Source organism: Frigoribacterium sp. CFBP 8751 (genome assembly GCF_014841545.1).
GTDB lineage: Bacteria > Actinomycetota > Actinomycetes > Actinomycetales > Microbacteriaceae > Frigoribacterium.
Genome location: NZ_JACYUB010000001.1, coordinates 1,143,797 through 1,157,752, shown reverse-complemented (window position 1 = coordinate 1,157,752; position 13,956 = coordinate 1,143,797). Strand labels below are relative to the sequence as shown.

Genomic DNA, 13,956 nt, shown 5'->3' with positions numbered 1-13,956 from the left:
GACCCCGGAAAGCCTAGAGGACCGGAGGTCGACCGGCCCTGGACATGCGGAGGACCGTTACCCAACCGATGGACCGTCGACCGCCCGGCGCCTCTCGCCACCCCTCCGCCCAGCCCGCGAACCACGGCCGCAGGCGCTGCGGGGTGCGTGCCCAGCGCAGCAGCTGGACCGCCGTCCAGGACGCGACGTAGACGGGGACGAGCGGCCACGGGAGGTTGCGCTTGGCCAACCAGACCCGGTTGCGCGCGTTCAGCCGGTAGTACTCGGCGTGACGCGCCGGGTCGATGGCCGGATGGTTCGCCACGAGCGAGCCCTCGTACCAGGTGCGCCTGCCCTGGGCCCAGACCCGCCACGCCAGCTCGATGCCCTCGTGTGCGTAGAAGTACGGCTCGCCCCAGCCGGCACAGGCGTCGAAGACGTCGCGGGGCAGCAGGGTCGCCCCTTCCCAGACCGAGAAGACGTCGCTCGACCGGCGAGGGTCGCCCTTGCGCAGGCGAGGCGTCCATCGCCGCGGATTGGCGGCGCCGTCGGGGTCCACGACCCGTGGCTGAAGGAGCCCGATCTCGGGTCGGGCCCGCAACAACGCGACGGCGTCCGCGAGGAACCGGTCGGAGGGCAGGCTCGCGTCGTCGTCGAGGAAGAAGATCCACTCGCCCGCGACGGCTTCGGCCCCCCGGTTGCGGCCGGCGGGGATGCCCACGTTCTCGGCGAGCTCGAGCAGGCGGACCCCGGTGGGCACCTCGACCTCCGGGCTCGCGGCGTCGCGTCCGTTGACCACGCAGACGACGTCGAGTGCGACGTCGCGCTGGGCCGACAGCGAAGCGAGCCCCCGACGCAGGTCGTCCGGGCGACGCCCCTGGGTCAGGCTCACGACTCCGACCCGGGGCAGGGCCTCGCTCAGGAGCGCACCCGCTTCGACGCCATGATCGCGACGAAGTGGCCGACCAGCGCCAGCACCGACAGCGGGAGCAGGGCGACGAGCAGGACGCGGTCGGCGGTGACGCCTCCGACGACGAGGCCGACGAGCGCCGCGAGGAAGACGAGCATGGTCAGCTCGACCGAGTGGTACAGCCGGTGGAACGGCACGAACCGCGCGGCGCTGCGCAGTCGGGAAAGGAGGCGCCCGCTCGGCTGCGTCGCGCCTCCTCGTTTGTCTTCGAGCCGGTCGAGACCCGCGTTCGCACGGGCGACGTGGACCATGTCGTTGAGGGCCTTGTTGAGCACGATCACGAGGGCGAGGGCGAAGCCCGCGGTCGTCCAGAGGAAGTCACCCGGCGTCTCGAACGGGAATCCGGCGGCGCGGATGCCCATCACGATCGGGATGAGGGCCTCGGTCGAGTAATGGCCGACCTTGTCGAGGAAGACCCCGGCCGGCGAACTGGTGCCCCGCCAGCGGGCGACCTCGCCGTCACAGCAGTCGACGAGCATCTGCAGTTGGCCCAGCACGAGGGCGAGCAACGCGCCGGTGATGCCCGGCACGAGCAGCGACAGGGCGGTGCACCAGCCGACGAGGATCATCAGCCCGGTCACGCCGTTCGCCGAGACGCTCGTCTTGAGCAGCCACCAGGTCAGGTAGGGCGAGACGTCGCGCAGGTACAACGAGGCCGTCCAGTGCTCGGCGTTCGCGCGACTGCGCACCTCGGGCGGCTGGGCGACGCGTCGCAGCTCGGCGATCGAACTCGGTCTCGTGGGCAGCGCGGTCATCGGCGGCTACCTTCCGGTCTGGGCGGTGATGTTCTTCGTGAGGTCGAGGAAGCCGAGCACGAAGCCGACGCCCCACCCGAAGTGGATGGAAGGCAAGACTACGAGAAACCAGAGGCGGGTGCGGAGGTCGTCGCCGCGGGCGGCGAGCAGTGCGGCCGCGAGGACGAAGACGACGTACACGCCGGGCACGACGAGGGCGAGCGTGGCCCACCCGAGCGGGCTGCCGAGTGCGAGTCCGACCACGCCGACCAACCCGACCACGAGGCCGAGAGCCACCCCGAGCACCATGACGGGAGGCACCAGGTACCGCACCGTGTTCGCCTTCGGGAACCGCCGGGCCAGTTCGCCGCGCCACAGCCCGGTGGCCACGAACTGTCGGGCCAGTTTGCGCAGGCTCGGGCGAGGTCGGTAGGTGACCACGAGCCGGGGCGTGAACCAGACCGTCCCGCCCGTGGCCCGGAGCCGCCGGTTGAGCTCCCAGTCCTGGCCGCGCTTGACGCCCTCGTCGAAGAGCCCGACCTCGAGCAGTCGGTGTCGCAGGAAGACGCCCAGGTAGGCCGTGTCGGTCGGGCCCTCGGCACCGCCGACGTGGTGCGGCGTACCCCCGAGGCCGACCCTGCTGCCGTAGGCCCGGGCCACGGCCTTCTCGAAGGGGGTGCGACCGACGGCGGCCATGATGCCGCCCACGTTGTCGGCCCCACTGCGCTCGAGGGTCTCGACCGCGATGCGCGTGTAGTCGCTCGGCAGCACCGAATGGGCGTCGACGCGCACCGTGATCGGGTGGACCGAGGCGCGGATGGCCACGTTGAGGCCGGCCGGGGTCGAGCCGACGGGGTTGGGGATGCTCCGGACCCGGGGGTCGGCCGCCGCCATCTCGGCCACGACCTCGTTCGTGCGGTCGACGCTCGGGCCGAGGGCCAGGATCACCTCGAACGGGCCCTCGTAGTCCTGGACCAGCAGGCTCTCGACCGCCGCCCGGATGTCACGCTCCTCGTTGAGGACGGGCATGACGTACGAGACCCCGGGTCGGGTGGCGTCGCCTGCTTGCATGGATCGCGTTCCTCGGGCTGGTGAGCGCCGGGGAGGCGCGGGTCGGGACTGCGGACGGCCGCAGGGATCGTGGCGAGCTTAGCAACACCCGAACGGGGGCCGGGACGCCGTCGCGTCCCGACCCCCGCCGTGCCGACCGGGGAACCCGTCAGCTGGTCAAGGTGTCGAGGGTGACCTTCGTCGTGTCGGTCGTCCCGTCCCGGACGTAGGTCAGGTCGGCCGTCGCGCCACCGGCCAGGAACCTGACCTGCGCCGTGAGGTCGGTGCGGTCGCTGATCGGCACGCCGTTGAACTCGGTCACGACGTCGCCCTGTCGCAGGCCGGCGTTCTGGGCCGCGCCACCGGGGCTGAGCTGGACGATGAGGGCACCGACCCGGGTGGCCGCCGCGTCGCTCGTGGCGTCGTTCACGCTGGCACCGAGGAGGCCGTGGCTCGCCTTGCCGTTCGCCATGATCTCTTTGGCGACCCGCTGCACGAGGTTCGACGGCACCGAGAACCCGACGCCGATGCTGCCGGACGACTCCCCCGAACTGGCGATGGCGACGTTGAGGCCGATCAGCTCGCCCTGCGAGTTGAGCAGCGCACCACCGGAGTTGCCCGGGTTGATCGACGCGTCGGTCTGGATGACCGGCAGCGAGATGACCGAGCTGGCCTGGTTCTGCGTGGAGCCGTCACCGTTGTTGAACGAGAAGGGCCCCTGGCCGTTGTTGTCGTTCTGCTGGCCCTCGTCGCTGCCGTCGGTCGGCGCTGCCGAGGACTGCACGGTGATGCTGCGGTTGAGGGTCGAGACGATGCCGTCGGTCACCGTGTTCGACAGGCCGAGCGGTGCTCCGATGGCCACGGCCGTGTCACCGACGTTCAGCTTCGACGAGTCGGCGAAGTCGATCGGGGTGAGCCCCGTCGCGTCGACCTTCAGCACGGCGAGGTCGACCGTGGGGTCGAGCCCCACGACCTCGGCCGGCAGGATGCTGCCGTCGCTGAGCGTGACGGTGACGGTGCCCGACGCGCTGGCCCCGTCCAGGGTGACGACGTGCGTGTTCGTGACGATGTACCCGTCGTCGCTCAGGATGACGCCCGAGCCGGTGCCGCCGGACTCGCCCGCCGTCACGTTGATCGTGACGACCGACTTCGTCGCCTTCGCCGCGACCGCCGTGACGACCGTCGCGTCGTCGTAGTCGTTCACCGTCAGGTCGCGGGACTCGCCGGTCGCCGAGACCCCGGCCCCCGAGTCGCGGGAGAGCACCGCGGCGACGCCACCGCCCGCCGCGCCGCCCACGAGGACGCCGACCAGGAGGGCCGCCGCCACGGAGCCCACACCACGTCGGCTCTTCTTCGGCTTCTGGGCGGGCGCCTGCCACCCCGCCGCGGCGTACGAGTTCGTGGTGTCGTAGGCGAACGCCGACGGGTCGGAGGTCGGCTGCTGGTAGGGGTCGCCCTGCTGGTACGACCCTGGCTGTCGGTAGGGGTCGCCCTGCTGGTACGACCCTGGCTGCTGGTAAGAACCCGGCTGCTGGTACGAAGCAGGCTGCTGGTAGGAACCAGGCTGCTGATACGAGGGCGGCTGCTGGTACGAGCCGGGGTGGGGTTGACTCGGGTCGTGGGCCTGGTCGTGCCGCGCCTTCTCGGGCCCGGCCCCGAAGGCCCCGGCCTGCGGGGTGCTGCCGGGGAGCGGCGGAGCACCGTAGGTGACGCCCTGGTCGGCCGGGTACGGCGTCGTGGGCTGGGCCCCGTCGCGTGCGCTCCGGTCCTCACCCGGAACGCTCTGCGAACCGTCGGCGGTGCCCTCGGGCGTGCGCGGGGCGCCGTCGTCGGTGTCGTCGTGGCGGGGGGTGTCGGTCATGGTGCTCCTTCCAAGCCCTGACAGCCTGGTCGCCCAAGCTGGGCGGATCATACGGCGAGCCTGTGAGCGGACTGCACCCAGCTTATGCGGCGGCTGGACAGGGCCACCCCGGCACCCGTCCCGCGGAGATACGGTGACGGGATCATGACTCCTCCAGCACCCTGGCAGCGCGCGGCGAGCGGCGCGATGCTCCTCGACGCCGCGGGCCGACTCGCTCCGACGATCTTCGCCGAGATGTCGGCCCTCGCGACAGCCACCGACAGCATCAACCTCGGGCAGGGCTTCCCGGACGAGGACGGCCCGGTCGAGGTCCTCGAAGCGGCGCACGAGGCCCTGCGCGCCGGCCTCAACCAGTACCCGCCGGGCCGGGGCATGCCCGTCCTGCTCGAGGCGGTCGCCTCCCACCAGCGGCGGTTCTACGGCCTCGACGTCGATCCGCGGCGCGAGGTGCTCGTGACCGCGGGGGCGACCGAGGCGCTCGCGGCGACGATCCTGGCGTTCGTCGACCGGGGCGACGAGGTGGTGACGCTCGAACCGTTCTACGACGCGTACGGGGCCGTCATCGGGCTCGCGGGCGGCGTCCACGTCACCGTGCCGCTCCGCGGGCCGGACTCGACGGTCGACCCGGACGAACTGCGCCGGGCCTTCGGACCGCGCACCCGGCTCGTCGTTCTGAACGATCCGCACAATCCCACGGGCAGCGTCCTCGACGACGCGACCCGGCGCCTCCTGCTCGAGCTCGCCGTCGAGCACGACGCGCTCGTCGTCACCGACGAGGTCTACGAGCACCTGCTCTTCGACGGTGCGGTGCACGTGCCGTTCGCCACCCTGCCCGGCGCGGCGGCCCGGACGATCAGCATCTCGTCGGGCGGCAAGACCTTCAACACGACCGGGTGGAAGATCGGTTGGCTGACCGGTCCGGCGGACCTCGTCGACCGGATCGTGGCCGTCAAGCAGTACCTGACCTTCGTGAACGGCTCGGTCTTCCAGCCCGCGATCGCCGTCGGGCTCGGACTCCCCGACTCCTACTTCGAGGGCGTCGCACGCACACTGGCCCACAAACGCGACGTCCTGTCCGACGGGCTGCGTCGTGCCGGGTTCGCCGTGCGGGCGAGCCACGGGTCGTACTTCGTGGTCGCCGACGCCGCTCCCCTGGGCTTCGACGACGCCTCCGACCTGTGCCGGCGGCTCCCCGAGCTGGCCGGCGTCGTCGGGCTGCCGATCAGCGCCTTCTGCCACCCGGTGCTCGCCGCGGAGCAGTCATCCCTCATTCGGTTCGCCTTCTGCAAGCGCATCGAGGTGCTCGAGCAGGCCTCTGCCCAGCTCGCGTCACTCTCGGTCTGAGCCGCTCCCCGCGGGCGGAACGTCGTCCCGACGGCGCGGGACCACGTCGTACCGACGCAGGGCCAGCGACGGGTTCGTCCGGCGCACGGCAGCGATCCGGTCGGCCGAGACCCTGCCGAGCGCCATGACGTCGACCTCGTCGCCGACCGAGGCGAGAGCCACGCCCGTCGGATCGACGATCGTGCTGCAGCCGACGCCGACGGGGGGTGCGTGGTCCGCCGCGGCGACGTACACGGTGTTCTCGAGTGCCCGGGCCGTCAGCAGGGTCGTCCAGTGGTGCTGCTTGAGCGGTCCGCGCACCCACTCGGCCGGCATGAGGACCACGTCGGCCCCGGCGTCGACGAGCGTCCGGGTGACCTCGGGGAACCGCAGGTCGTAGCAGGTCTGCAGGCCGAAGACGAGCCCGCCGACCTCGAAGGTCGCGGCGACGGCCAACGGGCCCGGCACGATCCACCGGGACTCCTGCCCGCCGAACGCATCGTAGAGGTGCTGCTTCGAATAGGTGGCGACGACGCCCCGATCGGGCGCCACGGCCACGAGCAGGTTCTCGAACCGCGCCGGATCGGGCGAGACGGCGACCAGACCGGCGACGAGCACGAGGCCGAGACGATCCGCCAGTCCGGTCAGATGGCTGACGAACGGCCCGTCCGTGGACTCCGCGGCCTCGAGGTACGACGGCCCCAGTTCGGCCGAGAAGTACGACGAGTACTCGGGGAAGACGGCCACCCGCGCGCCCCGTCGAGCCGCCTCCTCGGCGAGGTCCGTGATCGTCCGCAGGTTGCGCTCCGGGTCGTCACCGGGAGCGGTCTGGACCACTGCGACGACGACGTCGGACGCGCTGCCGGTGCTGCCGGTGCTGCCGGTGCTGCCGGTGCTGCCGGTGCTGCCGGTGCTGCCGGTGCTCATCGTGCCCACCGCCCGGCCGCCAGCGCGGCCGCCTCGCCCAGCCAGAAGGAGGCGCGGGTCGTCGACTCGAGGACGTCGCCCGCCAGTTCCGTGGTCGACACGACGTCGGCGAAACCGTCGTCGGGGGCTTCGACGGAACCGGCGACGAGGACGACCGGGACTCCGGCCGCGTCGGCCATCCGCCGCACGAGCGACACGGTCTTGCCGGCGGCGGTCTGACCGTCGAAACGCCCTTCTCCGGTGACGACGACGTCCCCCAGGGCCAGGGCTTCGGAGAGGCGGACGGCCTCGGCGACGGCGACGGCCCCGAGCTGCAGACGGGCACCCCAGGCGAGCAGACCGAAGCCCGTTCCGCCCGCGGCCCCCGCACCGGCGGTCAGGGGATCGACGTCGACGAGGCTCGCGAAACGCTCGAGACCCCGTTCGAGCGCGAGGACGTCGTCGGCCGAGGCTCCCTTCTGCGGCCCGAACACGGCAGCTGCTCCCCTGGGTCCGAGCAAGGGGCTGTCGACGTCGACCAGCAACACCACGCCGTCCGGTGGGAGGGCGATCAGACCCGAGAGATCGACCCGGGCAGCCGTGGTGAGACCGTGGTTGCCCGGACCGACGGGCTCGCCCAGGGAATCGACGATCCGAGCACCGAGGGCCGTCAGAGCACCTGCTCCCCCGTCCGTCGACCCGCTGCCCCCGAGGCCGACGAGCAACCGCACGGCGCCGGCGTCGACGGCCGCGCGGATGACGTCACCCAGGCCGCGGGTGGTGGCGTCGTGCGGCGCGGGTGACGTCAAGAGGCCGAGTCCACAGGACGAGGCGAGTTCGACGACGGCCGTGCCGTCGGGCAACGCCAGCCAGGGGGCATCGACGGGACGGCCGTCGGGGCCGTCGACGACGACCTCGTGGCGGATGCTTCCGGGGACGGCCCGCTCGAATGCATCGAGGGTGCCTTCTCCGCCGTCGGCGAGGGGCAGCGCGACGATCTCGTCGTCGGGTCGTGACCGGGACCACCCGGCGGCGAGGGCGGCCGCAGCCTCGGACGCGTCCAGGCTGCCTTTGAACGCATCGGGGGCGAGGACCACCCGGAGTCTCGACATGCCTCAACCTTGGCATGATCCGCCCCGGCGGCACAGAGCAGGCCGAGGCGTGACCACACGAAGAAAGCCCCGGTCGATGACCGGGGCTTTCTTCTTTCTTGTTGCGGGGGCAGGATTTGAACCTACGACCTCTGGGTTATGAGCCCAGCGAGCTACCGAACTGCTCCACCCCGCGGCACAAGAAGAAACACTAGCACGGCATTCGGACGCCGTCCAATCGAGCCCCCGGAGGCGACCACCACCTCGCGCCCCCTTGACGACGAACCCCCTCCCGGCGTGCCGGAAGGGGGTTCGTCGTCGTGCCTGTCGCGTGACTACTGACCGCTGGCTGCGACTGCGTCCTCGAGGGCCGTCTGGAGGCGCGTGTCGGCCTCCGCCGCCGCCACCAAGTTGTTCTCGGCGTAGGCCGCGGCGCGGTCCGTCAGAGCCTGCTGTGCGTCGGCCAGGGCCTGGTCGAGCGCCGCGTTGTCGGTGCCCGACCCGGTGTCAGGCGTCGCCGCTCCCCCGTCCGTCGCCCCGTCGCCGGAGTCCGTGCCGGTTCCGGTGCCGTCGGTTCCCTCACCCGTGGTCGGTACGCCGTTGTCTCCGGCCGTCGCACCCGAGTTGCCACCGAAGAGCGAGTCGAGGGCGCCGTCGAGGGTGTCCTCGAAGGCGATCTTGTCGCCGAACGACACCAGGATGCGCTGCAGGACGGGGTACGACGTCTCGGAGTTCGACTTCACGTAGATCGGCTGCACGTAGAGCAGACCGCCACCGACCGGCAGGGTCAGCAGGTTGCCTCGAACGACGCTCGTGTCACCCCGGGTGAGCAGTGCGAGTTGGTTCGCCACGGCGGTGTCGGTGTTGAAGTTGTTCTGCACCTGCCCGGGGCCGGGCAACGTGTCGGTGCGTGGCAGGGCCAGCAACGTGAGCTTGCCGTAGTCCGACGAGATCTCGCCCGGCGTCGACCCGGCATCGGCGTTCGCCGCCAAGTAGCCCGTCAACACGTTGCGGGCGTTCTCACCGGACTGCTGCGGGATGTACGTCGAGTAGATCGAGAACGCCGGGTCTTGGTCGGGCAACTGCAGCGTCAGGTAGTACGGAGGCTGCAACGGCGGGTTCTGCGCGTTGCTCGTCGGTTCGTTCGGCGTGACCCACGCGTCGTCGCTCGAGTAGAACGAGTCGGCGTCCGTCACGTGGTACGTCCCGAGGATCGCCCGCTGCACCTTGAACATGTCCTGCGGGTAGCGCACGTGCTGGAGCAGCTCGGCGGACATGTCGCTCAGGGGTGACAACGTCGACGGGAAGATCTTGTCGTACGTCTGCAGGATCGGGTCGCTGGTGTCCCACGCGTAGAGCTTGACCGAACCGTCGTAGGCGTCGACCGTGGCCTTCACCGAGTTGCGGATGTAGTTGATGTTGTTCGACGCGTACACCGGGCGGTCGTTGTACGTGTCGGCGATCGCGTCCGACAACGCCTGCGGCTTCGAGTACGGGTACTCGTTCGTCGTCGTGTATCCGTCGACGATCCAGACGACCTTGCCGTCGACGACGGAGGGGTACGGCGCGCTGTCGATCGTGAGGTAGGGAGCCACCTTCTGGACGCGTTCGGTGGGGTCGCGGTCGTAGAGGATCTGCGACTGGTCGTTCACGGCGTCCGACAGGAAGATCTGCTCGGACTGGAACTTGATGGCGTAGATGAGCTTCTTGAAGACGTTGTCGAGCTTGGGCCCACCGTTGCCCTCGAAGGTCGTCGTCTCGTTCGTGCCGTTGTCGTTGCTGCCCGACGGGTAGTCGAGCTCGATGTCGTTGCCGCCGTCGCCACCCACGATCGAGTAGGTCGGCGACTCCTGGCCGAAGTAGATCCGCGGCTCGTAGTCCCCGGCGTCGCCGAGGGCGCCCGTCACGGGGATGCCGGACTCGAGGAAGACGGGCTGGCCGTCCGCGGACCGCTGGTTGCCGTACGCCGCCACCACGCCGTAGCCGTGGGTGTAGACGAAGGTCGTGTTGTAGGGGGTCGCCGAGTTGCCGAGCTGCGAGGTGTTCAGCTCGCGCACGGCGATGACCGTGTCTTGCACGTTGCCGTCGATCGTGTACCGGTCGACCGCGAGCTGCTCGGGGAAGCTGTAGTACTGGCGGTACTGCTGGAGCTGGGCGAAGGCGTCGGTCACCAGCGCGGGGTCGATGATGCGGATGTTGGCGGTGGTGACGGCATCGCCGGCCAGGGCCCCGGCCTCGGCGTCGGACTTGGCGTCGTAGGTCTGCTCCTCGACGTCGGCCACGCCGTAGGCCTCACGCGTCGCCTGGATGTTGCGCTCGATGTACGGCGACTCGACCGTCCGTTCGCTGGGCTCCACCGTGAACCGCTGGACGATCCAGGGGTAGATGCCACCGACGATGATGCTGATGATGATGAGCGCGGCCGTGCCGATCACCGGCAGGCGCCAGCGCCCGACGATCGCGGTCACGATGAACAGGATCGCGACGACGACGGCGATCCCGGCGAGGATCTGCTTGCCGGGGATGCCCGCGTTGACGTCGGTGTACGTGGCACCCGTGAGCAACTTGTTGGTGCCGTCGGAGAGCGTCGCGTACTGGTCGAGCCAGAGGCTGACGCCCTGCAGCAGGAGGTAGACGGCGGCGGTGACGGCCAGCTGGATGCGCGCGACCTTGGAGATGCGCACCTCGCGCCCGGTGAAGCGCAGGGCCCCGTAGAGGTAGCTGGTCGCGACGGCGGCGATGCCGGCGATGAGGACGACGGCCGAGGCGAAGCCGACCGCTGCCTGGTAGAGCGGCAGCTCGAAGACGTAGAACCCGATGTCGAGCCCGAACTGCGCGTCGGTCCGGCCGAAGGGGGTGCGGTTGATCCACTCGAGGACGGTCTGCCACTGCGTCGACGTGGCGATGCCGGCGAAGAGGCCGAGCACGGCGGGGACGCCGATGACGACGGCACGTCGAAGGGGCTCGATGACCTGCTGGTAGCGATCGAGCTGCGAGTTCAACTTGGCGTACACGGGGCGGAACCGGAAAGCCACTTCGATGCTGACGTAGACCGGCACCGCCATGGCCACGAAGCCCACCGCGAACATCACGAGGCGTGCGATCCACTGCGTCGTCAGCACCCCCGTGAACCCGAGCTGCTGGTACCAGAGGTAGTCCGTCAGCAGCGACGAGAAGATGAAGAAGGCGATGACCAGGGCGGCGAGGACGGCCACCGTGACCAGGACGGGCAATCGGGGCGAGCGTCGTGCGGTTCGCGACGATGCGGGTGACGTCAAGGGTGTGCTCCTGGCTGACGGGGACGTGGACGGCCATCCTACGTGTCGAGCCTGGCCGCCTCAGCGTCCCCTTCTCAGCTTTGCGTGGGCTGCACGAACCCTATCGACCGGCCGTGCAGGTGGGCAGCGACGACGTGTCGCCCCCGCCCGCGACCGTCTCGAGCGCGGTCACCGCGTCGTCCAGGGTCTCGACGGAGTAGACGTCCAACCCGGAAGGCACGTTCCCGACGACCTCGGAGCAGTTCGTGGAGGGTGCGAGGAAGACGGTCGCCCCGGCGTCACGGGCACCGTAGAGCTTCTGTCGGATGCCCCCGATGGCTCCGACCTCGCCGGACGCCGTGATCGTCCCCGTGCCCGCGACCTTCTCGCCGCCGGTGAGCTCGCCCGGAGTCGTCTTGTCGATGATCCCGAGCGCGAACATCATGCCGGCGCTCGGCCCGCCGACCTGGTCGAGCTTCAGGGTCACGTCGAAGGGATACGTGTAGTCCACGCTGACCCCGACCCCGAGCAGCGGCGTGCCGTCGAGCTCTTGCGGGGTGACCTCCTCGGTCACGCTCGTCCCCGCCCGGTCGACGACGACCTCGGCCGGCGTCGAGGCGCCGTTCGCCGCGACGAGGCCGCGGAGGACGTCCACGTCCGCATCGGTGGCGAGACTCGTCCCGTTGACGCTCACCAGGACGTCGCCCTCGCGCAGGACGCCTTCGGCCGGGCTGCCCTGGGAGACCTGGCTGACCGTCACGGCGCTGGGGATGGCGTACCCCTCGTGGATCAGCGCCGCGGCGATCGCGGACTTCTGCGAGTTCTGCATGTCCACGGCGTTCTGCTCGTCGACCTGGTCGTTCGACACCCCCGACGGGTACACGGCCTCGACCGGGATGACCGAACGGCTGCGATCCGCCCAGGCACGGACGACGTCGACCCACCCCGGCCGGACGTCCTGGTTGCCCTGGACGCTGACGGTCAGCAGGTCGAGCGTGCCGCTGGTGGGATAGGTCTCGTGGCCCGAGACGGTGATGAGCGGCTGGGACGAGCCCTCGTACTCGGCGCTGCCCAGGGTGTCGAACACCGGGCCGGGCTGCTCGATCAGGTACGGCCCCGGCAGCAGGCTCAGGACGACCGCCGAGACGACGGCCACGCCCAGGAGGGGCCAGCCGACCCGACCCGCACGGCGAGCGGACGACGGGGAGGTGCGCGGGGGCGTGAAGAAGGCCACGGAGGGTCCTTTCGGGATCGGCCGGGGAGGCGCGGGTCGCGTTCGCCACGAGCGGAGCGTCGGCCCCGGGGCGGTGGCCGAATCCCAGGATCTTCGTGCGGCCAGCAGCTAGCGTAGTCAGCATGACCGATGATTCGCCGCGCGGGCCTGAGGACGAGTTCCGTGACATGCTGCGGCAGTTCCTTTCCGGCGGTTCCGAGATCGATCCGTCACAGCTCGCCGGGGCCGCGGGGCTGCCCGACGACCCGGCCTTCGTGGCTCGACTCATGAGCCAACTGCAGAACGCCGTCAACAGCAGCGGTGACGGCATCGACTGGTCGATCGCCACCGAGCAGGCGACCGCCGTGGGCACCCAGACCGCCGTCGCACCGACCGCCGCCGAGACCGCCGCTCTCGAGCAGGCCTTCCACGTCGCCGCGCTGTGGCTCGACGACGTCACGTTCGTGGCCGAGCTCACCGCCACGCCTCGCCTGGTGACCCGGGCCGAGTGGGCCCGCCTGACCATGCCCGTGTGGAGCCAGCTCGCCGAGCCCGTGGCCACGTCGATCGCCGACTCGCTCACCGGTGTGCTCAGCGAACAGGCTCCCGAAGAGATGCGCTCGATGCTCGCCGGGGCCAGCAAGGTCATGCGGAGCGTCGGGGGCACGCTCTTCGCCATGCAGCTCGGCCAGGTCGTGGGCCAGCTCTCGACCGAGGTCGTGTCCGGTGGTGACGTCGGCATCCCCCTGCTCGACGAGCAGCAGGCCGCGCTGCTCCCCCAGAACGTCGCCGCCTTCGGCGAGGGTCTCGACATCGAGGCCGACCAGGTGCAGCTCTACCTCGCGGTCCGCGAGCTCGCCCACGCCCGCCTGTTCCGCCACGCGCGATGGCTGCGGCTGCATCTCATCTCGTCCATCCGCGAGTTCGCCCAGGGCATCCGCATCGACACGTCCCGGCTCGAAGAGCTCGCGGTCGACTTCGATCCCTCGAGCCCCGGCGAGTTGCAAGAGGCGATGAAGAGCGGTGCCCTCATCCCCCCGAAGACCGACGAGCAGCTCGCCGCCCTCGCCCGCCTCGAGACGACGCTCGCCCTGATCGAGGGCTGGGTCGACGTCGTGACCGCCCAGGCCACGGCGCGCCTCCCGAAGTCCGCGGCGATCGCCGAGACGGTGCGCCGGCGGCGCGCTGCCGGTGGGCCGGCCGAGTCTGCCTTCTCCACCCTGGTCGGCCTCGAGCTGCGACCGCGACGACTCCGCGAGGCGGCCGTCCTCTGGCAGACCGTGTCCGACGCCGTCGGGGCCGAACGTCGAGACGACCTCTGGTCGCATCCCGACATCGTGCCCACCAGCGCCGACGTCGACGACCCCCAGGCCCTCGTGGCTCGACTGACGTCGAACGAGCCCGCCTTCGACGACGTCGACCAGGCGATCCAGGACCTGCTCGACGACACCACGGACGACCGTCCCCGCGAGGGTGACGACGGATCGGCGACCGAGCCGGGCGAGTCGGGGCCCGACCCGGACGCCCCCCGGTCCTGAGACCTCGCGTCACGTCGATCCACGGTCGCCTGTG

At 70.8% G+C, this 13,956-nt stretch carries 10 protein-coding genes and 1 tRNA gene; 2 read left to right on the top strand and 9 right to left on the bottom strand.

What is annotated here, in order from left to right; all coding sequences use genetic code 11:
* Positions 1-13: 13 nt before the first annotated feature.
* From IFT88_RS05525 to IFT88_RS05510, 4 genes are all read right to left on the bottom strand, one after another.
* Positions 14-901, bottom strand: a complete 888-nt coding sequence (locus IFT88_RS05525; protein ID WP_043595423.1) for a glycosyltransferase family 2 protein — start codon at positions 899-901, stop codon at positions 14-16.
* Positions 898-1,704, bottom strand: a complete 807-nt coding sequence (locus tag IFT88_RS05520) for a CDP-alcohol phosphatidyltransferase family protein (RefSeq protein ID WP_192119280.1) — start codon at positions 1,702-1,704, stop codon at positions 898-900. Before IFT88_RS05520 ends, IFT88_RS05525 begins: the two co-directional genes overlap by 4 nt.
* Positions 1,705-1,710: 6 nt before the next feature.
* Positions 1,711-2,754 (bottom strand): glycosyltransferase family 2 protein, encoded by a 1,044-nt coding sequence (locus IFT88_RS05515; RefSeq protein WP_043595427.1) that lies wholly within the window; start codon positions 2,752-2,754, stop codon positions 1,711-1,713.
* Between the two features lie 148 nt (positions 2,755-2,902).
* The gene (locus IFT88_RS05510; protein ID WP_192119278.1) at positions 2,903-4,594 is read right to left on the bottom strand and encodes a S1C family serine protease; all 1,692 of its coding nucleotides are present in this window, start codon (positions 4,592-4,594) and stop codon (positions 2,903-2,905) included.
* 144 nt (positions 4,595-4,738) lie between these two features.
* On the opposite strand from IFT88_RS05510, the gene IFT88_RS05505 reads away from it, so the two are divergent.
* Entirely contained in the window at positions 4,739-5,938 is a 1,200-nt protein-coding gene (locus IFT88_RS05505) for an aminotransferase class I/II-fold pyridoxal phosphate-dependent enzyme (RefSeq protein ID WP_192119276.1), read from the top strand.
* Here the strand turns inward: IFT88_RS05505 and IFT88_RS05500 are convergent.
* The 5 genes from IFT88_RS05500 to IFT88_RS05480 form a co-directional block, all read right to left on the bottom strand.
* On the bottom strand, positions 5,924-6,844 hold the full coding sequence (locus IFT88_RS05500; RefSeq protein WP_192119274.1) for a carbon-nitrogen hydrolase family protein: 921 nt from the start codon (positions 6,842-6,844) through the stop codon (positions 5,924-5,926). The two genes, IFT88_RS05505 and IFT88_RS05500, sit on opposite strands and share 15 nt — an antisense overlap.
* On the bottom strand, positions 6,841-7,935 hold the full coding sequence (locus tag IFT88_RS05495; protein WP_043595430.1) for a glycerate kinase: 1,095 nt from the start codon (positions 7,933-7,935) through the stop codon (positions 6,841-6,843). The genes IFT88_RS05500 and IFT88_RS05495 overlap by 4 nt, the downstream gene beginning before the upstream one ends.
* A 101-nt stretch (positions 7,936-8,036) precedes the next feature.
* Positions 8,037-8,110, bottom strand: a tRNA-Met gene (locus IFT88_RS05490).
* A gap of 139 nt (positions 8,111-8,249) precedes the next feature.
* Complete coding sequence (locus IFT88_RS05485; protein ID WP_192119272.1) at positions 8,250-11,192, bottom strand: UPF0182 family membrane protein; 2,943 nt, start codon at positions 11,190-11,192, stop codon at positions 8,250-8,252.
* Between the two features lie 100 nt (positions 11,193-11,292).
* Positions 11,293-12,405 (bottom strand): S16 family serine protease, encoded by a 1,113-nt coding sequence (locus IFT88_RS05480; protein ID WP_192119270.1) that lies wholly within the window; start codon positions 12,403-12,405, stop codon positions 11,293-11,295.
* Positions 12,406-12,527: 122 nt separating this feature from the next.
* Here IFT88_RS05480 and IFT88_RS05475 point away from each other — a divergent pair, with 122 nt between their 5' ends.
* Positions 12,528-13,922, top strand: a complete 1,395-nt coding sequence (locus IFT88_RS05475) for a zinc-dependent metalloprotease (protein WP_043595433.1) — start codon at positions 12,528-12,530, stop codon at positions 13,920-13,922.
* The last annotated feature ends 34 nt before the right edge of the window (positions 13,923-13,956 follow it).

Excerpts from the sequence above, each read along its gene's own strand:
- IFT88_RS05520 (WP_192119280.1), bottom strand. The coding sequence starts at position 1,704 with ATGACCGCGCTGCCCACGAGACCGAGTTCGATCGCCGAGCTGCGACGC.
- IFT88_RS05515 (WP_043595427.1), bottom strand. The coding sequence starts at position 2,754 with ATGCAAGCAGGCGACGCCACCCGACCCGGGGTCTCGTACGTCATGCCC.
- IFT88_RS05510 (WP_192119278.1), bottom strand. The coding sequence starts at position 4,594 with ATGACCGACACCCCCCGCCACGACGACACCGACGACGGCGCCCCGCGC.
- IFT88_RS05505 (WP_192119276.1), top strand. The coding sequence starts at position 4,739 with ATGACTCCTCCAGCACCCTGGCAGCGCGCGGCGAGCGGCGCGATGCTC.
- IFT88_RS05500 (WP_192119274.1), bottom strand. The coding sequence starts at position 6,844 with ATGAGCACCGGCAGCACCGGCAGCACCGGCAGCACCGGCAGCACCGGC.
- IFT88_RS05495 (WP_043595430.1), bottom strand. The coding sequence starts at position 7,935 with ATGTCGAGACTCCGGGTGGTCCTCGCCCCCGATGCGTTCAAAGGCAGC.
- IFT88_RS05475 (WP_043595433.1), top strand. The coding sequence starts at position 12,528 with ATGACCGATGATTCGCCGCGCGGGCCTGAGGACGAGTTCCGTGACATG.